Origin of the sequence: Sphingosinicella sp. (genome assembly GCF_052387495.1) — a bacterium.
Lineage (GTDB): Bacteria > Pseudomonadota > Alphaproteobacteria > Sphingomonadales > Sphingomonadaceae > Allosphingosinicella.
This window is the reverse complement of record NZ_JBQTJC010000139.1, coordinates 1-21,314: the sequence shown is the minus strand read 5'-3', so window position 1 is coordinate 21,314 and position 21,314 is coordinate 1. Positions and strand designations below refer to the sequence as shown.

Below are 21,314 nucleotides of genomic sequence, written 5' to 3'. Positions count from 1 at the left end.
GCCGTCACAGCAAGGCCGCGACCAGCCTGGCGAACGCATCCGCCCGGTGGCTGATCGCGTGCTTGTCGGCCGGGTCCATCTCGCCGAAGGTGGTCTGGTGGCCGGCGGGCACGAACATCGGATCGTATCCGAAGCCGTTCTCCCCGCGCGGCGGCCAGACCAGCGTGCCGTCGACGCGGCCTTCGAACCATTCGCTGTGGCCGTCGGGCCAGCAGACCGCCAGCGCGCAGATGAAATGGGCGTTGCGGCTGGCGTCGGGATCGAGCGCCTCCAGCTCATCCTGGACGCGCCGCATCGCGCGCATGAAGTCGCGTGTCCCCTCGACGTGGCCGGGGCCGGCCTCCGGCGCGACGCGCGGATCGGCGAGCGCCCAGCGGGCGGAGAAGATCCCCGGCCGGTCGCCGAGCGCCTCGACGCACAGGCCGCTGTCGTCGACCAACGCGGGCAGGCCGGACAGGTCCGCGGCCTGCCGCGCCTTCAGGTCGGCATTGTCGATAAAGGTCGCGCCGATCTCGTCGGGCTCGGGCAAGTCGAGCTCGGCGGCGGAGACGGGCTCGATGCCCTGGGGGCCGAGGAGGTCGCGGATCTCGCGCACTTTGCCCTCATTGTGGCTGGCGATGACCAGCTTGCCGGCTTCCAGCTTCCTCGTCATCCGCCTACCGTCACCCCGGCGAAGGCCGGGGCCCAGGCCTGCAAAGGACTATTGAAAGGAAGGGTCTGGGTACCGGCCTTCGCCGGTATGACGAAAAGGGGGGTCACCGTCCGGCCGCCTTGTCCTGGGCGGCGAAAATCTCGGCGCAGCCGATCCGGGCGAGACGGAGCAGGCGGAGCAGGCCCTCCTCGTCGAAACACTCGCCCTCGGCCGTGATCTGCGCCTCGACGAGCTTGCCGTCGTCGGTCAGCACGAAATTGCCGTCGCAGCCCGCGGCGCTGTCCTCGACATAATCGAGATCGAGCACGGCGGCGCCGTCGTGGATGCCGCAGCTCACCGCCGCGACCTTCTGCCGGATCGGGTCGGCCTCGATCAGCTTTTTCGCGATCAGGCCGTCCACCGCCAGCCGGAGCGCGACCCAGGCGCCGGAGATGGCCGCCGTGCGCGTGCCGCCGTCGGCCTGGATGACGTCGCAATCGAGCGTGATCTGGCGCTCACCGAGCGCTTCGAGATCGACCACCGCGCGCAAGCTTCTGCCGATAAGACGCTGGATTTCCTGCGTTCTTCCGGATTGTTTGCCGCCCGCCGCCTCGCGCCGCCCCCTCGTGTGAGTCGCGCGCGGCAGCATGCCATATTCGGCCGTCACCCAGCCGCGGCCCTTGCCGCGCAGCCAGGAGGGGAGGTTGGTCTCGACCGAGGCGGTGCACAGCACGCGCGTGTCGCCGAAGGAGACGAGGCAGCTCCCTTCGGCATGGCGGGTGAAGCCGGGCTCGATTTGGATGGCGCGCATCTGGTCTGGCGCGCGGCCGGAGGGACGCATAGAAGTCTCCGAAGGACGATTGGGGGCGGGCTTTAGGGCCCAGACCCGCAACTGGCAACTTGGCGGGAGATGCGCATGATCCGAACCCTCGTCACGCTGATCGGTTTCGCCTGCGTCGCAATGGGTCTGCTGTGGGTGGGCCAGGGCCTGGACCTGGTCCGCTGGCCCGCCGACAGCTTCATGATCGGCCAAGGCAACTGGACCCTGCGCGGCGCGACGCTGGCGCTGGCCGGCATCCTGCTCATCTGGTTCTCGCGGCGGACCTGATTACATTCCAGCACATGGCGAGCAGCATCGGCGAGATGAGCGACCGTGCCCGGGACGTGTTCCGGATGGTGGTCGAGTCCTATCTGGACAGCGGCTTGCCGGTCGGCTCGCGCACCATATCGCGCACCTCGTCGCTGAACCTCTCGCCCGCATCGATCCGCAACGTCATGCAGGATCTGGAGGAGGTCGGGCTGCTCGCCGCGCCGCACACCTCGGCCGGCCGGGTGCCGACCGAGAGCGGGCTCAGGCTCTTCGTCGACGGCATCATGCAGGTCGCCGAGCCGCGGCCCGAGGACCGCGCCGCGATCGAGGCCCTGATCGACCGGGGCGGTCCGATCGAGGAGGCGATCAGCAACGCCACGGCGGCGCTTTCCGGCCTTTCCGCCTGTGCCGGTATCGTGCTGGTGCCGAAGGAGGAGCCGGCGCTCAAGCAACTCGCCTTCGTGCCCTTGTCAGCGCACCAGGCGGTGGCGGTGGTGGTAGGGAGCGACGGCAGCGTCGAGAACCGAGTCGTCGATCTGCCGCCGGGCGTCACCCCCGCCACCCTCGGCGAGGCTGGGAATTATGTCTCGGCGCGGCTCGCCGGGCTGACCCTGAGCGAGGCGCAGGCGCGTCTCGCGAGCGAAATTCGCGCCGGAGAAGCGGCGCTCGACACGGCCGCGCAGGAGCTGGTCGCGCGCGGGCTCGCCTTGTGGTCGGAGGACGGTGCCCGCCGCCCGGTGCTGATCGTGCGCGGCCAGGCCAATCTGCTCGACGACGGCGCCGCCGCCGATCTCGACCGCGTCCGCCAGCTGCTCGACGAGCTGGAAGGCAAGGAAGAGATCGCCCGCCTGCTCGATCGGGCGCGCTCGGGCGCGGCGATGAAGATTTTCATCGGCTCCGAGAACGAACTGTTCGCGTTGTCCGGTTCCTCGGTTATGGCCGCGCCCTATCGCGGGAGCGAGGGCAAGGTGGTCGGCGTCGTCGGCGTGATCGGCCCGACCCGGTTGAACTATGCGCGGGTGGTTCCCATGGTGGATTTCACCGCCAAGGCTTTGTCGAGATTGATGGCATGAACGAAGAAGACGCGAAGATCGAAGAGACTGAAGAGGGCGCACCCGCACCCTCGGAAGAGGCACCGCAGGACGACCCGTTCGCGACGCTGGAAAGCGAGCTGGCCGAGGTGCGCCAGCAGGTGCTCTACGCCCAGGCCGAGACCCAGAATGTCCGCCGCCGGCTCGAGCAGGAGAAGGTCAACGCGGCCAATTACGCTGCCACCGCCTTCGCCCGCGAGGTGCTCAGCGTGAAGGACAATCTGGAGCGGGCGCTGGCCGCGGTTCCCGAGGACCTGCGCGGCGACGAGCGGATGAAGGGGCTGATCGCGGGGATCGAGGCGACGGGGCGCGAGATCGACAATGTCTTCCAGCGCCACGGCATCGCCCGCGTCGAGGCGCTCGGCCAAAAGCTCGACCCGCATTTCCATCAGGCGATGATCGAGGTGCCGTCCGACGAGGCCGAGCCCGGCACGATCGTCCAGGAGATGCAGGCCGGCTACACGATCAAGGACCGGCTGCTGCGCCCGGCTTTGGTCGGGGTGGCGAAGAAGCCATAATCCGACATATGTAGCAGATGCACCAAACGTGCGCGCTACCGCCGGGGGCGGTGGGGCTCCCCGAGACTGAGGCGTCGGTTCAGGTCAAGATCAACCGGGGAGCCTTCCCCGCATGGTTCATGCTGGCGCTTATGAAGGCTGTGGGAGCCAATGCGATCCGGTTAGAATAGTCGTAGAACGCATGATCTAATCGGGCCCTAGCCCTGAGGCTTCTCGGCGACGGTCAATTTCCGCGTCGATTCACGCCCGTCGTGCAAAGGGCGACATCGTTGCCGCAAATGTAAACGAAGGCATCCCCGTCCATAAATTCCGCATCCTTGGGCGGAGGGGATGTGCCGACCTTGATCTCGCTGGCCGTTTGTCCGGCTTTAGGCACAATCGAGGCAGCCTCGCCCGGCGTGTCCAAGGTAATGTGGAGAAAGAAGGCGTTTGACTTGTCCGGTTTCAAGCTTGCCAAGATCATTTCTTGATCGCCTCGCGAGACCGTTCTGTCGGCTGCTGTTTGAAGCTTGTCGATGGCTTGCTTGAGGAGGCCGGAGAGTGTCGCGCTTGTTGGGTTATCAATGAGCCATTCCGCGCGGCGAAAGCTTATGATCTTTTCCTTCTTATCGGCCACGGTCCCCTTCCCCCCAACTCATAAAATATGCGGCAGATTATACCACATCCGTCGAAGGCGGAATAAGTTTGAGAAAAACCAGAACTGCCGGTCATATGCATCCGATTGATTCCTGTTCTGGGACAGGAACCGCCTTCTGGCGACGGTCCCACTTGCTACCTAATGCCGCAAATGTCGCCTACGACTGGGCGACGTTCGATCGCGATGGGCTGACAGGATCAGGGACGTCGGGCCTCGCCGACCGCCGGACGGATCGTGCGCTCACCATCGACGATCCGGCGCGGGTGGCGAAGAAGCCCTGACCATCAAATTCCCGCATACCATTCGTAGTCGGCCCGGTCCTCCCACAGCCCGCCGCGGCCGCCGTGGATTCCGGCGAGGCTGGCGACGGCCTCGATCCGCATCAGATATTTGGCGTGCTTGTAGCCGAGCTGGCGCTCCACGCGCAGCCGCAGCGGGGCTCCGTTCGGGATCGGCAGCATCGCGTCGTTGAGCGCCCAGGCGAGGATGGTCTGGGGGTGGAAGGCGTCGATCAGGTCGATGCTCTCGTAATAAGGCCGGCCGGCGAGACTGTCCGCGCAATGGAAGACGATGTAGCGCGCCTCCTGTCGAAGCGCGGCGAGATCGAGCACGGTCGAAAGCGGCAGTCCGGTCCACTTGCCGATCGCCGACCAGCCTTCGACGCAATCGTGCCGCGTGATCTGGGTGCGCCGCGGCATCCGCCGGATCTGCTCGAGCGAGAGGGAGAGCGGGCGGCGGACGAGCCCGCCTACGGTAAGCCGCCAGTCGGCGAACCCGCCGGCCGCGAGCCGCGCATAATCCGGCGTGTCCGGATAGGCTGTGCCGTTCGAGCGGAAGACGGGCGAGAGATCGGCCGCGCCATATTCCCGGGCCAGCGCGTTGCGGTCGGTGATCAGCCGCTGCGCGCGCATGGTCAGGCCCTCGGCCGAGCGCAGGACCTCTCGGAAGCCCGAGCTTCGGTTCAGGCGGTCGCAGCCGGGCAGCAGCAGCCCGGCGCCGCCGACGATGAGATGCCGGCGCGAAATCATGGCTTCACCTCCCGATCACGCGGCACCCGATACCAGCCGGTGATCATCGCGCGCAGCTCGTTCAACGGACCGGCGAGCAGCACCCTGACGAGGTGGACGAGGATGAAGGCCACAAGCAGGACCGCGACGATGAAGTGGATCGAGCGCGCGGACTGGCGACCGCCGAACAGATCGAGCAGCCACGGCCACGCGGCGTTCATGCCCGGCGACATGGTGAGTCCGGTCAGGATGACGAGCGGCAGCAGCACGAAGATGACCGCGACATAGCTCAGCTTCTGGAGGCTGTTGTAGCGGAGCGCCGCCTCCCCGGTCGGGAAGCGCAGCCGCGCATGCTGCCTGATCTCGTGCCAGATGCGGCGGGGCGACAGGTCCGACCGGCGCGGCGCGAGATCGCGCTGGGCATGGCGGTTGACGAGGCTCGCGATCCAGAAGGCGATCAGCCCGATCGCGAGCACCCAGGCGAAGGCGAGGTGCCAGCGCCGCCCGCCCGCCAAATCGTAGGTCGAGGGGATCGTCGCCCAGCCTGGAAAGGCGCGGCGCTCGATGCCGCGATCGGTGACCCGATAGCCGAGCAGGCCGGTGGTCCCGATCCTGAACGAGCCGATCCTCAAGAAACCCCGGTCGGGCGCCGACCCGATCTCCAGCCAGGCATGGTCCTGGTTGGCGCCATATTCGCCCCAGTAGAGCCGCGGGTGGGCGTTGAAGATCATCAGCCCGCTCATCAGCATGACGAATACGGTGAGCGCATTCACCCAATGCCAGATCCGCGTGGACAGGCGATGACGCTTGACCAGCGGCGGGGCGGCCTCGGCCGTCGCGGATTCAGGCGGGTCCGGCTCCATTGCGCTCCCCCGGTGACACAGGCTTCGGGAGCGCGAATAGCACAATCGCGACGTCCGGTCTTGCCACGCGGCGGCGATGCGGGGACGATGGGGCATGCGGATGCTCCTGGCTTTGATGACCCTGCTCGCCGGCTGCGCCACCTTGCCGGAGGCGCCGGCGCCGGGGGTCGCTTATGCCTGGGTGTCATTCGACAGGGACGGGCTGACCGCCTCCGGCGCGTCCGGCTTCGCCGACCGGGCGCGGGGGCGGGCGCTGACCATCGACGATCCGGCGCGGGTCGCCTCGATCACCAAGCTGGTCGTGGCGATCGGTGCGATGCGGATGGTCGAGGCGGGGCAGCTCGATCTCGACCGCGACGTCTCCGATTATCTCGGCTGGACGCTGCGCAACGCGAGCTTTCCGGACCGGCCGATCACGCTGAGGCTACTGCTCTCGCACCGGTCCTCGCTGCAGGACGAGATCGAATATTGGGCGATCCCCCTCGGCACCACGCTGCGGCAGGCGCTCGCCAATCCCGCCGCCTTCGATCCCGTCCACCCGCCAGGCAGCCATTTCCGCTACGCCAATCTCGGCTTCCCGGTGATCGCCTCGGCGATGGAGAGGGCCTCGGGCGAGCGCTTCGACCGGCTGATGGAGCGCCTGGTGCTGCGCCCGCTCGCGCTCGACGCCTGCTTCAACTGGACGACCTGCTCGGACGCGGCGATCGCGCGGGCGGCGGTGCTCTACGCGCCGGACGGGACGGTGCTGCGCGACGACCAGCAGGGGCGGCGGCCTGATTGCCCGGTGCTGGCGCCGCCCGAATGCGACCTTGCCGGCTACCGGCTCGGCGACAACGGCGCACTCTTCTCACCGCAGGGCGGCTTGCGCATCTCGGTCCGCGATCTCGCCGTAATCGGCCGGCTGCTGCTCAACGGCGGGCGGCACGGGGGCGAGCGAATCCTGAACGAGGCGAGCGTGCGGGCGATCGCCACTCCGGCCTGGCGCTTCGACGGCGCGAACGGGGAGACCGACAACGGCTTCTACTGCGCTTACGGGCTCGCCGTGCAGGCGCTGCCGGTGGACCAAGCGGGCTGCAACGACGACCTGTTCGGCGACGGCCGCCGGGTCTTCGGCCATGCCGGCGACGCCTATGGCCTGCGTGCCGGCCTCTGGGTCGATCCCGCACGCGGCGTCGGCATCGCTTATTACGCAACCGGCAACGGCGCCGACCCGCCCCGCGGCCGCTCCGCCTACCGCGCGATCGAGGAATGGCTGGCGGCCCGGCTGGGGCGTTCAGGCTCTTGACAGCTCGCGCTGCTAAAGCGACGGGTGGACCAATGCGCAGCATGACCGCCTCGACCGTCTATTATTATCGGCTCGCCCGGGCGGGACCGATTCTGATGCGCGCTTAACAGCCTTTCACATTCAGAAGATCGCACCCCGTCCGGACCTCCGGGCGGGGTTTTTCTTATCCGGAGAACCCCATGCTGACTGAAACCATCATCGAGACACGAGCCGGCGACTGGATCGTCCCCCAGAATTGGGCGCGCTTCACGTCGGAAGAGCATCGCGTCTGGGACGTGCTGTTCGCGCGCCAGCAGGCGGCGCTGCGGGGGCGGGCGGTCGTCGAATTCTTCCAGGGCCTCGACGTGCTGCACCTCTCGAAGCCGGGCATCCCCGATTTCGACGAGCTCAACGAGCGGCTGTTCGCGCGAACCGGCTGGGAGGTGGTTTCCGTCCCCGGTCTCGTCCCCGACGAGGTCTTCTTCGCCCATCTCAGCCGGCGGCGCTTTCCGGCCGGCAACTTCATCCGCGGCACCGACAGCCTCGATTATATCGAGCAGCCGGATGTCTTCCACGACGTCTTCGGCCACGTTCCCCTGCTTGCGCTGCCGGCGGTCGCGGATTTCATGCAGGCGATGGGGGAGGCCGGGCTCGCGGCGATGGAGGCCGGCGCGCTCCACCGCCTGGCCCGGCTCTACTGGTACAGCGTCGAGTTCGGCCTGGCGCGGGAGGCGGGCGCAACCCGCATCTACGGCGCCGGCCTGCTGTCGAGCTTCGGCGAGAGCCGCTTCGCGCTCGAGAGCGAGACCCCACGCCGCGCGCGCTTCGATCTGGGGCGGGTGCTACGCACGCCCTATCGCTCGGACGCCTTTCAGCGGGACTATTTCATCCTCGATCGGCTCGACGACCTGCCGCGCCTGCTGGACGCGGTCGATCTCGCCGCGCTCTACCGGGAGCTGGAGGCGCTGCCCGATCTGAGCCTCTGACCGCCTCAGAAGTGGTCGTGCGCCATGTCGATCTCGCGGACGCCGCGGCGCTGGCGGGCGGTGTCGACGAGACGGCGGAGCTGCTCGCGCCTCGCCTGGGCGCGCTCGATATCGGGCAGCACTAGGCAGCCGTCGCGCGTCGTCTCGTCGCTCGAGGTGATCGAGATGTTGCCGATCCCGGCGAGCTGGTTGATCAGGGTGAAATTGAGCCGGACGTCCTTGACCCGGTAGAGCTCGACCTCGTCGACGCTCTTGAAGAGGATGCCGCGCCGGACGATCACCCGCTCCGGCGTGATCTCGTAGCGCGCCGCCATGTTCCGCACCCATTTCACCGCGACGATGACGAGCGCGACGCCCGACAGGATCAGCAGCCAGCGGCCGTGCTCGCCGAGCATGCCGCCGCCGCTCAGGATCGTGCCGACGATCCCGGCGAGGAAGAGCAGGATCGTCCCCCAGCCGGCGAGCGTGCCGCGCAGCCAGCCCAGGGTTGAGGAGCGGAAGGTGTCGAGCGCGTCTTCGGTCATGGCGTTCCCCAATTGCCGGGCGGAAGGCTAGCATGCCCGGGCGCGAAAGGAAGCAGGCTTTCGAGCGCCGCGAGCGGTGCCGGATTGGGGATCGCGAGCCCGAGCCGCCCGAGGAAGACATGGCGGACGATCTCCGCCTGTTGCTCCAGCCCGTAATCGACGAAGGTGCGGCCCTCCTCCAGGCGGTAGCGGTAGCGGCAGAAGGGGTGGCGCATCAGCGGCAGATAATATTTGCCCCGGAGCTGACTCTGCCAGACATGAGTCATTTCGTGGAGGAAGAGCGCGCGCAGCCCGAGCGGGCCGGTGCCGTAATCGTCCTGCCAGAGATCGCTGTTCGGCGGGACGTGGAGATGGCCGCAGGGGGCCATCACGGTGTTGCGCGGCTGGAAGGGCCACCATTTGCGATGGTGGATGCGGACCGCGTCATAATCGATCGCATCGCCGAAGACCGAAGCAGCGATCTCGCGCTCGGCCGCGGTTAGGGTTCGGCCCGCGCCGCTCGCCATGGCTCAGCGCTCGTCAAGCTCGGAGATCTCCAGCCGCGCCGGGTGGGTTTCGGAGCCGGCGCGCGTGCCCACCCAGATCTCGTAGCGGCCGGATTGTGGGCTGGTGAAGCGGATGGCGGGATTGTTCGTGCCCGCAGCAGCGTCGTCGTTGCAATGCCAGCTGCCGTCGGGCGCGTTGACGAGAACCATAGTGACAGCGTCAGAAACAGCACGCACGGTCAGCGGCAGCGAACCCGCATGGTAGGTCAGCCGCACGTCCGGCGCGTTGCTGACGTAGCCGGCGCATCCGTCGCCAAGGCGGCTTGCCTCGACCAGACCGCCCGAGCGAAGATCGACGACGTGCGGATCGGGCACGCCGTGCAGCCGGACCGTGCCGTAATTGGGTGTTGCATTGGGATCCTGCGCCGCCGCGGCGGTGGCGGCGGCCAGCGCGGCAAGGGTGATCGCAAAAGCGTGCATCGTCATGGCTCCCCCATCGCCCGCACCGGCACGTCGACCGTCACGTCGGGCGCATTGTCGAAATCGAAGGTCATGCGGATCGTCCCGCCCGCCCGAACCCGGCTGTCGATGTCGAACAGCATGGCATGGGCGCCGCCTGGCGCGAACCTTTTCTCGCCGTTCGAAGCGAAGCTTCGGTCCTGAAGCGGGCCCATGCGCATCATTCCGCCGTTCATCGAGGAATCGTGGAGCTCGATCCGCCCGACCTGGGGGCTGCTCACGCCGAGCAACCGCATCGGCCGGCGATTGGTGCGCAATGTGAAATAGGCCGCGCCCGGCCTGTCGGGGAGGACTGGAAGCTGCACGCGCGAATCCTCCACGGCGACGCGCGGCTCGCTTTGGCAGGCAGCAGTGAGCGAGGCTGCCGCAGCCAGCAAGGCGATCACTGGTCTTCGCATCGTCATTCCTGTCTCTTTCCCGTTCGCACCGGCTTCTTGTCGCAATGATTTCGCCTCCTATATCGCTCGCACAAGCGCCTCGCGCGCCGCTTTTTCAAGGGCGTGCGGGCGGCTCGGCATTTTGGGGCATAAGAGGTTCGAAGATATGGCAAGAGTGATCGGCATCGATCTCGGCACCACGAACAGCGCGGTCGCCGTCATGGAGGGCGGGAAGCCCAAGGTCATCGAGAATGCGGAAGGCGCGCGCACTACGCCGTCCGTCATCGCTTTCACCAAGGACGGCGAGCGGCTCGTCGGCCAGCCGGCCAAGCGCCAGGCGGTGACCAACCCCGACAACACCGTCTTCGCGGTGAAGCGCCTGATCGGCCGACGGTTCGACGATCCGGTCACCAAGAAGGACACCGAGCTGGTCCCCTACGAGATCGTCAAGGGCGCCAATGGCGACGCCTGGGTCAAGGCCGGCGGCAAGGATTACAGCCCCTCGCAGATTTCCGCCTTCATCCTCCAGAAGATGAAGGAAACCGCCGAGGCCTATCTCGGCGAGACGGTCACCCAGGCGGTGATCACCGTCCCCGCTTATTTCAACGACGCCCAGCGCCAGGCGACCAAGGACGCCGGCCAGATCGCCGGCCTCGAAGTGCTGCGCATCATCAACGAGCCGACCGCGGCGGCGCTCGCCTACGGCCTCGACAAGCAGGACGGCAAGACGATCGCGGTCTATGATTTGGGCGGCGGCACTTTCGACATCTCGATCCTCGAAATCGGCGACGGCGTCTTCGAGGTGAAGTCGACCAACGGCGACACCTTCCTGGGCGGCGAGGATTTCGACGCCAAGCTGGTCGACACCCTCGCCGACAAGTTCAAGGCCAAGGAGAATATCGACCTGCGCCAGGACCGGCTCGCGCTGCAGCGGCTCAAGGAGGCCGCCGAGAAGGCGAAGATCGAGCTCTCCTCGGCGCAGTCCACCGAGGTCAACCTCCCCTTCATCACCGCGCGGATGGAAGGGGGCAGCTCGACCCCGCTTCACCTCGTCGAGACGATCGGCCGCGCCGACCTCGAAAGGATCGTCGGCGACCTGATCAAGCGGACGCTCGATCCCTGCAAGAAGGCGCTCGCCGACGCGGGCGTGAAGGCGAGCGAGATCGACGAGGTCGTCCTCGTCGGCGGCATGACCCGCATGCCCAAGGTCCGCGAGACGGTGAAGGAGTTCTTCGGCAAGGAGCCGCACACGGGCGTCAACCCCGACGAGGTGGTCGCGATGGGCGCGGCGATCCAGGCGGGCGTGCTGCAGGGCGAGGTCAAGGACGTTCTGCTGCTCGACGTCACCCCGCTCTCGCTCGGCATCGAGACTTTGGGCGGCGTCTTCACCCGGATGATCGACCGCAACACGACCATCCCGACCAAGAAGACGCAGACCTTCTCGACCGCCGAGGACAATCAGAACGCGGTGACCATCCGCGTCTTCCAAGGCGAGCGCGAGATGGCGGCGGACAACAAGTTGCTCGGCCAGTTCGATCTGGTGGGCATCCCGCCGGCGCCGCGCGGCGTGCCGCAGGTCGAGGTCGCGTTCGACATCGACGCCAACGGCATCGTCAACGTCCACGCCAAGGACAAGGGCACCGGCAAGGAGCAGCAGATCCGCATCCAGGCCTCGGGCGGCCTCTCCGACGCCGACATCGAGAAGATGGTCCAGGAGGCCGAGCAGTTCGCCGAGGACGACAAGGCGCGCCGCGAGGCGGCCGAGGCGAAGAACGGCGCCGAGAGCCTCGTTCATTCGACCGAGCAGCAGCTCAAGGAGCATGGCGACAAGGTCGATGAGGGCCTGAAGAGCGAGATCGAGGCGGCGATCGCCGAGACGAAGACCGCGCTCGAAGGCGGCGATACCGCCGCGATCCAGGAAAAGAGCCAGGCGCTCGCCCAGGTCGCGATGAAGCTCGGCCAGGCGATCTACGAGAAGGAGCAGCAGGCGGCCGCCTCGCCGGGGGCCGAAGCGCCCGAGGGCGAAGCCGCGGGCGGCACCGAGGAAGAGGTCGTCGACGCCGAATTCTCCGAGGTCGACGAAGAGAGTAAGGGCTGATTCTGATGTCCGGGGCTCAGTGCCGATCCGTCATCCCGGCGAAGGCCGGGATCTCGGGTCGGAAGGTCGCGATCCTTCCCGCTGAGACCCCGGCTTTCGCCGGGGTGACGATCTGTGGGGATCGTCATGGTTGAAACCGATTATTACGAGCTGCTGCAGGTGGAGCGGACGGCGGATCCGTCGACGATCAAGTCCGCCTATCGCAAGCTCGCGATGGAATGCCATCCGGACCGCAACGGCGGCTGCACCGAGGCCGAGAAGAAGTTCAAGGCGCTCTCCGAGGCCTATGAATGCCTAAAGGACCCGCAGAAGCGCGCCGCCTACGACCGCTTCGGCCACGCCGCCTTCCGCACTGGCAACGGTCATGCAGGGGCGCAGGATTTCGGCTCCTTCGCCGACATTTTCGACAATATCTTCGGCGAGTTCATGAACGCGGGGCAGGGCGGCGCCCGGCGCGGCAACGTTCGGCGCGGCTCCGACCTGCGCTACGATCTCGAGGTCAGGCTCGAGGACGCCTTCGCCGGTCGCGAGGTCGAGCTCAACGTCGACACGACCGCGCTCTGCGAACCCTGCGAGGGCAGCGGCGCCAAGCCGGGGACGTCGGCGCGTGCCTGCGCGACGTGCGGCGGGCGCGGCCAGGTCCGCGCGCGGCAGGGCTTCTTCGTCGTCGAGCAGACCTGCCCGTCCTGCCGCGGCGTCGGCGAGACGATCGCCGATCCCTGCCCCTCCTGCCGGGGCGAGGGCCGGGTCGAGAAGCGCAAGACGCTCACCGTCAACATCCCCGCCGGGGTCGACGAAGGCACCCGCATCCGCCTCGCCGGCGAGGGCGAGGCCGGGATCCGCGGCGGCCCCCCGGGCGATCTCTACATCTTCGTCCATCTCGCCCGGCACCCGATCTTCCAGCGCGAGGGCACCACCCTGTTCGCGCGCTGCCCGGTCAGCTTCACCACCGCCGCGCTCGGCGGCTGCATCCAGGTCCCGGGCCTCGACAAGCAGCTCCACGAGATCACGATTCCCGCAGGCATCCAGTCGGGCAAGCAGCTCCGCCAGCGCGGCGCCGGCATGCCGGTGCTCAACGGCCGCGGCCATGGCGACATGGTGATCGAGATCCAGGTCGAGACGCCGACCAAATTGAGCGCCAAGCAGCGCGAGTTGCTCCAGGCGTTCCGCGAGACAGAGACGGGCGACGAATGCCCCAACTCCAAGGGTTTCTTCCAGAAGCTCAAGACCGCGCTGCGCGCTTGAATCAGCCCCGTTTCGGAATTTCCAGCCCACGCTGCACCGCCGGGCGGGCAAGGCCGCGGTCGAGCCAGGCCGAGACGTTTCCGAATTCGTCAAATCCCACAAGCTCGCGCGCTTCGTAGAAGGTGATCAGGTTCCTGACCCAGCCGAGCGCGGCGACGTCGACGATGCTGTATTCGCCCATGATCCAGTCGCGGCCATCGAGTCGGGTCTCGAGCACGCCCAGAAGCCTCTGCGCCTCGGCGACGTAGCGCTGGAGCGGGCGCTTGTCCTCATAGTCGCGGCCGGCGAATTTGTTGAAGAAGCCGACCTGCCCGAACATCGGGCCGATCCCGCCCATCTGGAACATCAGCCACTGGATCGTCTCGTGGCGCCGCGCCGGATCGGCGGGGATCAGCTTCCCGGTCTTCTCGGCGAGGTAGATCAGGATCGCGCCCGATTCGAATAGGCCGAGCGGCTGTCCCCCGGGCCCATTCGGATCGAGGATCGCGGGGATTTTGCCGTTGGGATTGAGCGAGAGGAATTCCGGCGTCTTCTGGTCGTCCTTGCCGAAATCGACGAGGTGCGCCTCGTACGGCAGCCCGATCTCCTCGAGCATGATCGAGACCTTCACGCCGTTCGGCGTGTTCAGCGAATAGAGCTGCAGCAGATCGGAATGCCGCGCCGGCCAGCGCCGGGTGATCGGAAAGGCGGAAAGGTCGGACATAAGCTGGCTCCCTCGACAGACGCTCAAGATAGCGCTCTACTCCGCCTGAAAAAGGGGAGCGCTTATGCATCGCACACTCGCCGCCGCTTTCATTCTCACCGCCGCCGCGCCGGCGCTCGCGCAGCCGCCGGCGGCGCCCCAGGTTCGGGTCGAGCGCGTGGCGCCGGGAGTCGCCGTTCTGTTCGGGCGCGGCGGCAATATCGCGCTCAGCCATGGCGCCGACGGCAATGTCCTGATCGACGATCAATATGCGCCGATGACCGAGCCGATCCTCGCCGCGGTCCGCTCGATCGATCCCGATCCGGTGCGCTTCGTGATCAACACCCACTGGCATGGCGATCATACCGGCGGGAACGAGAATCTCGCGCGGACCGGGACCGTGGTCGTGGCGCACGAAAATGTGCGGACGCGGATGTCGATGGATCAGGTCGTGCGCGGCGAGGCCGTGCCGCCGTCGCCGACGGGCGCGCTGCCCGTCATCACCTTCGGCCAGGGCCTGTCCTTCCACCTCAACGGCGACGAGGTCCGGGTTTTTCATGTCGATCATGCGCATACCGACGGCGACGTGCTCGTTTTCTGGCATCGCGCCAACGTGCTCCACATGGGCGACACCTATTTCAACGGCATGCTGCCGTTCATCGATCTCGATTCGGGCGGCTCGATCGACGGCCTGCTGAGCGCGCTGCTGATCGCGATCGGGCGCGCCGACGCCGAGACGGTGATCATTCCGGGCCATGGCCCGCTGGCGCGGCAAAGCGATCTGATCGCCTATCGCGACCGCCTGCTGGCGATCCGGGACCGAGTCCAGGCCGAGATCGACGCTGGCCGCTCGCTGGAGCAGATCCAGGCGCTCCGCCTCGCGGACGCTTACGGCCGGGACAGCGACTTCATTTCCCCGTCCGCCTTCATCGCGACCGTCCATCGCAGCCTGACCACCGAGCCGCCCCATCACGACGGGCCGGAGGACGGCGAGGATTAGGAGCCGAAGACGCGGCTGAAAATCGTATCGACGTGCTTGAAATGATAGCCGAGGTCGAAGCGCGACTCGATCTCTTCGGGCGATAGCAGCGCCGTCACCTCGCCGTCGGCCTTGAGCAGCTCGAGGAGGCTGAGCGCGCCATCCGCTTCCCACACCTTCATCGCGTTCCGCTGGACCATCGCATAGGCCGCTTCGCGGCTCGCGCCGGTCTGCGTGAGCGCGAGGAGGACCCGCTGCGAGTGGACGAGACCCCCCATCCGGTCGAGATTCTTCTGCATCCGCTCGGGATAGACGGCGAGCTTGTCGATCACGCCGGTCAGGCGCGCGAGGGCGAAATCGAGGGTGATCGTCGCGTCCGGGCCGATGAAGCGCTCGACCGACGAATGGCTGATGTCGCGCTCGTGCCAGAGGGCGACATTCTCCAGCGCGGGCGTCACCGCCGCGCGGACCATGCGGGCGAGGCCGGTCAGATTCTCGGTCAGGACGGGGTTGCGCTTGTGCGGCATCGCGGACGAGCCCTTTTGCCCCGGCGAGAAATATTCCTCCGCCTCCAGCACCTCGGTGCGCTGCAGGTGACGGATCTCCGTGGCGAGCCTTTCGATGGAGGAGGCGATGACGCCGAGCGTCGCGAAGAAATAGGCGTGCCGGTCGCGCGGGATGACCTGCGTGGAGACTGGCTCGACGTGGAGCCCCAGCTTTTCGGCGACATACGCCTCCACGCGCGGGTCGATATTGGCGAAGGTGCCGACCGCGCCCGAGATTGCGCAGGTCGCGATGTCCTCACGCGCTCTGGCGAGCCGAGTCCAGCTCCGGTCAAATTCCGCATAGGCCTGTGCGAGCTTGAGCCCGAACGTCACCGGTTCGGCGTGAATGCCGTGGCTGCGCCCGATCGTCGGGGTCAGCTTGTGCTCGTAGGCGCGGCGCTTGAGCGCATCCATCAACTCGGTCAGGTCGAAGAGCAGCAGATCGGTCGCCTGGCTCAGCTGCACCGCAAGGCAGGTGTCGAGCACGTCCGAGCTGGTCATCCCCTGGTGAAGGAAGCGCGCCTGCGGCCCCACCTGCTCGGCGACCCAGGTCAGGAAGGCGATCACGTCGTGCCTGGTCACGGCCTCGATCGCGTCGATCGCCGTGACGTCGATCGCCGGCCCGGTCTTCCACCACGCCCACACCGCGTCGGCCGCCTCCTGGGGCACGGTGCCGAGCTCCGCCATCGCGTCGAGCGCATGCGCCTCGATCTCGAACCAGATCCGGTATCTGTTCTCCGCCTCCCAGATGGCGGTCATCGGCGCGCGGGCGTAGCGAGGAAGCATGGCGCGCGCCTAGCAACCGCGTCTTACACACGCAACGTCTTGACTCTCACTTGATTGATCGTTCAACTCGCCGCCGAAGGAGACGTGGATGATCGGGTCGATGCTGGTGGCGCTGGCCATGCAGGGGTTGGCGCTGGAGAACAGGATCGTGCGGGCGGCGCCCGCGGGCGGGGACGCGGCGGGCTATGTCGCGATCCTCAATGCCGGGCCCGGCGACAGCCTGATCGGCGCGGAATGCGGCTGCGCCGAGCGTGTCGAAATTCACCGGATCGTGCGCGAGAATGGCGAGGTTTCCATGGAGTCCGCGCCGAATTTGGCCGTGCCGGCCGGCGGCGCGGTGGAGATCAGACCCGGTAGCGACCTTCACCTGATGCTGATCAACCTGCGCGAACCGCTGGCGGAGGGCCAAATCGTGCCGATGACGTTGCGCTTTGAGCGGGGCGGCGCGGTCGCGGCAAACTTCACCGCCGTCGCCGACACGCGCGCCGCCTGGGCAGGGGCCGCACAACCGGTCGCTCCTCGGCCGACGCTCGCCTCCGAGCTGCAACCGCTCGCTTTCCTCGTCGGCTCCTGCTGGCGCGGCACCTTCCCGAACACGACCCGGACGGACACCCACTGCTTCACCGCGCTGCCCGGCGGGCGGCAGGTCCGCGACCGGCATGTCGTCGAAGGCGCGTCGGGGCCCTATTCGGGCGAGACCATCTATCGCTGGGACACGGCGGCGCGCCGCATCCGCTACGATTATTACGCCTCCGACGGCGGCTACAGCGGCGGCACGGCCGAGCCGACCGCGACCGGGATCGATTTTCCCGAGGAAGCCTATGTCGGGGCCGATGGCCAGCGGCTCACCTTGCGCAACCGGATGACGCGCGAGGAGGGCGCCTATCGCGGGCGCAGCGAGATGCAGCGCGACGGCGCCTGGCGCGAAATCTGGACGATCCGCTTCGAGCGGATCGGCTCGGCGCCGACCGACTAGAGGCTAGATCAGCCCCATCGCGCGCAGGCTGGCATGGCCCTGCGCGCCGATGATGACATGATCGTGGAGCGTCACCTTGAGGTGCCGCCCGGCCTCGGCGAGGTCGCGGGTGAGGCGGATGTCCTGCTGGCTCGGCGAGGGATCGCCGCTCGGGTGATTGTGCACGACGATGATCGCGGTCGCCTTCAGGTCGAGCGCCCTGCGCATGATCTCACGCACATAGACCGCCGATTCGTCGACCGAGCCCTCCCACATCGGCTCGTCGCGGATCAGCACGTGCCTGGTGTTGAGGAACAGCACCCGGACGCGCTCGATCCCCTCGTGCGCCATGTCGGCGCGGAGATAGTCGAGCAGGGCCTGCCACGAGCCGAGCACGGGTCGTTCCCTGACCTCGTCCTTGAGCAGACGCAGCGCCGCCGCATGGGCGGTCTTGAGCGCGGCGATGGCGCCTTCGCTGATCTCGCCGACCCGCGCAATCGCCTCGGCGTCGGCGGTCATCAGCCCGCCGAACCCGCCGAATTCGCGCAGCAACTTCTTGGCCAGCGGCTTGGTGTCGCGCCGCGGAATGGCGAGGGCGAGGAGATATTCGACGATCTCGTGATCGAGCAGCGCATCGGGCCCGCCCTCGAACAGGCGCTGGCGCAGGCGGGCGCGATGCCCGCTGCCGTCGGTGGAAGCGTCGGCCACCGAGGTTGGATATGACGACCGGGCCGGTTAGGCAATGTGACGGCGCCGGAACGCATGCGGTCACCGGCGGTTAAGCGGGCAAAGGCTGTTGGGCTGAGCGTGGACGAAGCGGAACTCGAGCAAATCAGGCCGCCGCGCCGGCGCATGCTTCGGCGCGCCCTGCTGGGGCTGCTCGTCCTGCTGCTCATCGCCTTCGCGATCCTCTGGTCGATGCGCGAGCGGCTCGCGATCGGCTATATCGAAGGCGAGCTGGAGCGCCGCGACGTGCGCGCCAGCTACGAGGTGACGCGGATCGGCTTCGGCACCCAGATTCTCGAAAATCTCGTGATCGGCGATCCCGCCCGGCCGGACGCGACGGCCCGCCGTGTCGAGGTCCAGATCCTCATCGGCCTGACCGGGCCGCGCATCGGCCTGATCCGGGCGCGCGGCGTGCGGCTGTTCGGGCGCGTGATCGACGGCCGGGTCAGTTTCGGCGACGTCGACCGACTGCTGCCGCCGCCGAGCGGCGAGCCCTTCAGCCTGCCCGACCAGCGGGTCGATCTCGACGATGCCGGGATCGGCATCGTCACCCCGGCCGGCCTGGTCGCGGCCGGGCTGAGCGGGCGGGGCAACCTCGCCGACGGCTTCGCCGGGCATGTCGTCCTGCTCTCTCGCCAGCTGCGGCTCGGCGAGTGCGCGCTCGAGGGGCCGCGCGCCTCGCTCGCGGTGCGGATCGACGACGGGAGCCCGACCCTCGCGGGGCCTGCGGCGATGCGGAGCCTCGTTTGCGGAAATTCGCTCGCGGTCGAGCGGCCGCGGCTCGCGCTCGACGCGACGCTCACCCCGGCGCTCGATGCCTGGCGCGGCAATGGCGCGCTCAGGCTCGGCTCGGTCAAGCTCGGCGCGGACGGCGCCGCCGGCCTGGAAGGCCGCCTCACCTTCGCCGGGACGGCGCGCGAGACGCGCGGGCGCGCCGCCCTGGTCGCCAACGGCGCCGAGGTCGCGGCCTTCGACGCCGGCTGGGCGCGCTTCGAGGGCGACTATGCGGTCTCCGCCGAGCGCGGCGCGCTGGCGCTCGACGGCGACCTCCAGGCGGAAGGGCTGGCGCTCGACGAAGCCGGTCTCGCCTCGATCGCGGGCGGGCTCCGCGCGACGCGCGGCACCCCGCTCGGGCCGATCGGCGAGGCGCTTGCCGGGGCGGTGGACCGCGCCGGCCGGGGCGGCGCCGGGGCGCGGACCCGGCTGCGGCTGGCGGGCGGCGCCGGCCGCGGCGAGGCGCGGCTCAGCCAGTTCCTGCTGACCACGAGCAGCGGCGCGCGGCTGCGCGGCGACGGCGGGCTCGCTTTCTCCTGGCCGGACGGGGCGATGCGGCTCGATGGGGATTTCGCCTTGTCGGGCGGCGGCTTTCCCGACGCGCGCTTCGCGCTTCGCCAGGATCCGGGCGCGCCGCTCGAAGGCACTGGGCGGATCGCGCCGATGCAGGCCGGCGGCGCCCGGCTCGCGCTTGGGGAGATCGCCTTTTCCGGCGCGGGCGGCCGCACCCGCTTCCGCACGGTCGCGGCGCTGGACGGCCCGTTCAGCGGCGGCCGGGTGGAGGGGCTGGCGCTGCCGCTCCAGGGCAGCTTCGGGCGCGGCGGCTTCGCGCTCGGCGAGGGCTGCGTGACCGGCGGCTTCCGCGCCCTCCAGGTGCAGAATCTGCGGCTCGGGCCGAGCCGTCTGCCGCTTTGCCCGGCCGGCCGTGCCCTGCTCTGGCAGGACGGCGGCGGGCTCCGGGGAGGCGCCGAGCTACGCGGCCCCCGCTTCGCCGGTCGCCTGGGTTCCTCGCCGATCACGCTCGCCGGCGATCAGGTCCGCATCGATCTGAACGGCTTCACGGCCTCGGGCCTCGCCGCCCGCCTCGGCGGCGCATCGGGCGCCAACCGGCTCGACATAGCGCACCTCGACGGCCGCTTCGGCGCGGGCGGCGTCGCGGGCGATTTCGCCGGACTCTCCGGCGATCTCGCCAACGTGCCGTTGCTGGTCGGCGAGGGCAGGGGAGGCTGGCGCTTCGCCGGCGGGACACTCGACGCCTCCGGCCATATCCAGGTCGCCGATAAGCGCGATCCCGTCCGCTTCCATCCGCTGGTCAGCGACGATTTCCGCCTCACCCTGGCCGGCAATCGCCTCCGCGCCGAGGGCTGGCTCGCCCATCCCGCCAGCGGCACCCGGGTCACCCGCGCCACGATCGCGCACGATCTCGCCAGCGGGGCGGGCAACGCCGTCCTCGACGTGCCCTCGCTGCGCTTCGCTGGCGATTTCCAGCCTGACACCCTGACCCCGCTCACCGTCGGCGTGGTCGCCCTGGTCGATGCCAACGTCACCGGGGAGGGCCGCATCGAATGGGACGCAAGCGGCACGCGCAGCAGCGGCACCTTCTCCACCGCGGGCGCGGATCTCGCCGCCCCCTTCGGCCCGGTCGAGGGTCTGACTACCACGATCCGCTTCACCGACCTGCTCGGCCTGGTCAGCGCGCCGGGGCAGGAAGCCAGCGTCGACTTGGTCCGCGCCGGCATCGACGTCTATGACGGCGAGATCCGCTACCAGCTCCGGCCTAATTACCATGTCGCGGTCGAGAGCGCCCACTGGCCCTTCGCGGGCGGCAAACTCCACCTTGAGCCGACAATGCTCGATTTCAGCCGGGAGACGACCAAATATCTCACTTTCCGGGTGGAGGGGCTCGATGCGGCGCGCTTCATCGAGCAAATGGATTTCTCCAATATCGCCGCGACCGGCACCTTCGATGGCATTGTCCCGATGCAGTTCGACGAGAACGGGGCAGGGCAGATTCTCAACGGGCGGCTCAGGGCGCGCGAGGAGGGCGGGACGCTCTCCTATGTCGGCGAGCTTACCGACCGCGACCTCGGCCCTTATGGCATCCTCGCCTTCAACGCGCTGAAATCGCTGCGCTACAACCGCTTCGACCTCACCTTGAACGGCGCACTCGACGGCGAGTTCATCACGGTTATCGACCTGGACGGCGTCGCGCGCGATCCGGCGCTGACGACGCTGCCGTCGGGCGGCGGCATCACCCAGCTCGTCGCGCGCCGGGTGTTCGGGCAGATCGCCCGCATCCCCTTCGAGTTCAATATCCGCATTCAGGGCCAGTTCCGGTCCCTGATCGCGACCGCCCGCTCGTTCAACGATCCGACGCCGCTGATCCAGGCGGCGCTGCCGCAAATGTTGCGCGAGCCTGCCAACACCATTCAGGATGGGGAAAGCGAGCCTGTGCAAGGAGATCAGCGAACTGGGCGGGAGAAAGCCGCGAGGCGAGCCGAGGGAACTTGCGAGGGACGGAGCGTTGGCTGC

At 68.3% G+C, this 21,314-nt stretch carries 23 protein-coding genes; 11 read left to right on the top strand and 12 right to left on the bottom strand.

Annotated features, from left to right (window positions below; all coding sequences use genetic code 11):
* Positions 1 to 4: 4 nt before the first annotated feature.
* Positions 5 to 652 carry an RdgB/HAM1 family non-canonical purine NTP pyrophosphatase gene (rdgB, locus tag ACT4N8_RS07930; RefSeq protein ID WP_444857595.1) on the bottom strand — a complete coding sequence of 216 codons (648 nt, stop codon included), beginning with the start codon at positions 650 to 652 and terminating at the stop codon, positions 5 to 7.
* Positions 653 to 755: 103 nt separating this feature from the next.
* Complete coding sequence (rph, locus tag ACT4N8_RS07925) at positions 756 to 1,472, bottom strand: ribonuclease PH (protein ID WP_444857594.1); 717 nt, start codon at positions 1,470 to 1,472, stop codon at positions 756 to 758.
* Positions 1,473 to 1,547: 75 nt separating this feature from the next.
* On the opposite strand from rph, the gene ACT4N8_RS07920 reads away from it, so the two are divergent.
* Genes ACT4N8_RS07920 through ACT4N8_RS07905 form a run of 4 tightly spaced genes read left to right on the top strand, consistent with a single transcriptional unit; the run spans position 1,548 to position 3,500 of the window.
* Complete coding sequence (locus ACT4N8_RS07920; RefSeq protein ID WP_444857593.1) at positions 1,548 to 1,739, top strand: hypothetical protein; 192 nt, start codon at positions 1,548 to 1,550, stop codon at positions 1,737 to 1,739.
* Between the two features lie 14 nt (positions 1,740 to 1,753).
* Positions 1,754 to 2,794, top strand: a complete 1,041-nt coding sequence (hrcA, locus tag ACT4N8_RS07915) for a heat-inducible transcriptional repressor HrcA (RefSeq protein ID WP_444857592.1) — start codon at positions 1,754 to 1,756, stop codon at positions 2,792 to 2,794.
* Positions 2,791 to 3,330, top strand: a complete 540-nt coding sequence (gene grpE / locus ACT4N8_RS07910) for a nucleotide exchange factor GrpE (RefSeq protein WP_444857591.1) — start codon at positions 2,791 to 2,793, stop codon at positions 3,328 to 3,330. The genes hrcA and grpE overlap by 4 nt, the downstream gene beginning before the upstream one ends.
* A gap of 17 nt (positions 3,331 to 3,347) precedes the next feature.
* Positions 3,348 to 3,500, top strand: coding sequence for a DUF6471 domain-containing protein (locus tag ACT4N8_RS07905; protein WP_444857590.1), 153 nt, complete (start codon positions 3,348 to 3,350; stop codon positions 3,498 to 3,500).
* A gap of 53 nt (positions 3,501 to 3,553) precedes the next feature.
* On the opposite strand, the gene ACT4N8_RS07900 is transcribed toward ACT4N8_RS07905, so the two are convergent.
* The 3 genes from ACT4N8_RS07900 to ACT4N8_RS07890 all read right to left on the bottom strand — a co-directional run bounded on the left by ACT4N8_RS07900 (position 3,554) and on the right by ACT4N8_RS07890 (position 5,837).
* Positions 3,554 to 3,946, bottom strand: coding sequence for a hypothetical protein (locus ACT4N8_RS07900; protein WP_444857589.1), 393 nt, complete (start codon positions 3,944 to 3,946; stop codon positions 3,554 to 3,556).
* A gap of 305 nt (positions 3,947 to 4,251) precedes the next feature.
* Complete coding sequence (locus ACT4N8_RS07895) at positions 4,252 to 4,995, bottom strand: molybdopterin-binding protein (RefSeq protein WP_444857588.1); 744 nt, start codon at positions 4,993 to 4,995, stop codon at positions 4,252 to 4,254.
* Entirely contained in the window at positions 4,992 to 5,837 is an 846-nt protein-coding gene (locus tag ACT4N8_RS07890; protein WP_444857587.1) for a cytochrome b/b6 domain-containing protein, read from the bottom strand. Before ACT4N8_RS07890 ends, ACT4N8_RS07895 begins: the two co-directional genes overlap by 4 nt.
* A 94-nt stretch (positions 5,838 to 5,931) precedes the next feature.
* On the opposite strand from ACT4N8_RS07890, the gene ACT4N8_RS07885 reads away from it, so the two are divergent.
* Both ACT4N8_RS07885 and phhA read left to right on the top strand, forming a co-directional pair.
* On the top strand, positions 5,932 to 7,122 hold the full coding sequence (locus ACT4N8_RS07885; protein ID WP_444857586.1) for a serine hydrolase domain-containing protein: 1,191 nt from the start codon (positions 5,932 to 5,934) through the stop codon (positions 7,120 to 7,122).
* Between the two features lie 179 nt (positions 7,123 to 7,301).
* A complete protein-coding gene (phhA, locus tag ACT4N8_RS07880; protein WP_444857585.1) occupies positions 7,302 to 8,087 on the top strand; it encodes a phenylalanine 4-monooxygenase in 786 nt (261 codons plus the stop codon).
* Positions 8,088 to 8,092: 5 nt separating this feature from the next.
* On the opposite strand, the gene ACT4N8_RS07875 is transcribed toward phhA, so the two are convergent.
* From ACT4N8_RS07875 to ACT4N8_RS07860, 4 genes are read right to left on the bottom strand one after another with little or no spacing between them, the layout of a single operon-like run.
* Positions 8,093 to 8,611, bottom strand: a complete 519-nt coding sequence (locus tag ACT4N8_RS07875; RefSeq protein WP_444857584.1) for a PH domain-containing protein — start codon at positions 8,609 to 8,611, stop codon at positions 8,093 to 8,095.
* On the bottom strand, positions 8,608 to 9,117 hold the full coding sequence (locus ACT4N8_RS07870; RefSeq protein WP_444857583.1) for a vgr related protein: 510 nt from the start codon (positions 9,115 to 9,117) through the stop codon (positions 8,608 to 8,610). Before ACT4N8_RS07870 ends, ACT4N8_RS07875 begins: the two co-directional genes overlap by 4 nt.
* 3 nt (positions 9,118 to 9,120) lie before the next feature.
* Entirely contained in the window at positions 9,121 to 9,582 is a 462-nt protein-coding gene (locus ACT4N8_RS07865) for a hypothetical protein (protein WP_444857582.1), read from the bottom strand.
* Positions 9,579 to 10,019, bottom strand: a complete 441-nt coding sequence (locus ACT4N8_RS07860; protein ID WP_444857581.1) for a copper chaperone PCu(A)C — start codon at positions 10,017 to 10,019, stop codon at positions 9,579 to 9,581. Before ACT4N8_RS07860 ends, ACT4N8_RS07865 begins: the two co-directional genes overlap by 4 nt.
* A 139-nt stretch (positions 10,020 to 10,158) precedes the next feature.
* On the opposite strand from ACT4N8_RS07860, the gene dnaK reads away from it, so the two are divergent.
* Positions 10,159 to 12,090, top strand: coding sequence for a molecular chaperone DnaK (gene dnaK, locus ACT4N8_RS07855; RefSeq protein WP_444857580.1), 1,932 nt, complete (start codon positions 10,159 to 10,161; stop codon positions 12,088 to 12,090).
* Between the two features lie 126 nt (positions 12,091 to 12,216).
* The gene (dnaJ, locus tag ACT4N8_RS07850; protein WP_444857579.1) at positions 12,217 to 13,335 is read left to right on the top strand and encodes a molecular chaperone DnaJ; all 1,119 of its coding nucleotides are present in this window, start codon (positions 12,217 to 12,219) and stop codon (positions 13,333 to 13,335) included.
* Between the two features lies 1 nt (position 13,336).
* On the opposite strand, the gene ACT4N8_RS07845 is transcribed toward dnaJ, so the two are convergent.
* A complete protein-coding gene (locus tag ACT4N8_RS07845) occupies positions 13,337 to 14,038 on the bottom strand; it encodes a glutathione S-transferase family protein (RefSeq protein ID WP_444857578.1) in 702 nt (233 codons plus the stop codon).
* A 64-nt stretch (positions 14,039 to 14,102) separates the two neighbouring features.
* Here ACT4N8_RS07845 and ACT4N8_RS07840 point away from each other — a divergent pair, with 64 nt between their 5' ends.
* Positions 14,103 to 15,017: an MBL fold metallo-hydrolase gene (locus ACT4N8_RS07840; RefSeq protein WP_444857577.1), complete on the top strand. Its 915-nt coding sequence runs from the start codon at positions 14,103 to 14,105 to the stop codon at positions 15,015 to 15,017.
* Here the strand turns inward: ACT4N8_RS07840 and purB are convergent.
* Positions 15,014 to 16,327, bottom strand: coding sequence for an adenylosuccinate lyase (purB, locus tag ACT4N8_RS07835; RefSeq protein WP_444857576.1), 1,314 nt, complete (start codon positions 16,325 to 16,327; stop codon positions 15,014 to 15,016). The genes ACT4N8_RS07840 and purB overlap by 4 nt on opposite strands.
* 88 nt (positions 16,328 to 16,415) lie before the next feature.
* Between purB and ACT4N8_RS07830 the strand changes: the two genes are divergently transcribed.
* Positions 16,416 to 17,303 (top strand): copper chaperone PCu(A)C, encoded by an 888-nt coding sequence (locus tag ACT4N8_RS07830; protein ID WP_444857575.1) that lies wholly within the window; start codon positions 16,416 to 16,418, stop codon positions 17,301 to 17,303.
* A gap of 3 nt (positions 17,304 to 17,306) precedes the next feature.
* Here ACT4N8_RS07830 and radC read toward each other — a convergent pair whose 3' ends face one another.
* Complete coding sequence (gene radC / locus ACT4N8_RS07825; RefSeq protein WP_444857574.1) at positions 17,307 to 17,990, bottom strand: RadC family protein; 684 nt, start codon at positions 17,988 to 17,990, stop codon at positions 17,307 to 17,309.
* 144 nt (positions 17,991 to 18,134) lie between these two features.
* Here radC and ACT4N8_RS07820 point away from each other — a divergent pair.
* Positions 18,135 to 21,314, top strand: a 3,180-nt coding sequence (locus ACT4N8_RS07820; RefSeq protein WP_444857573.1) for an intermembrane phospholipid transport protein YdbH family protein, incomplete at its 3' end; no start/stop codon positions are given.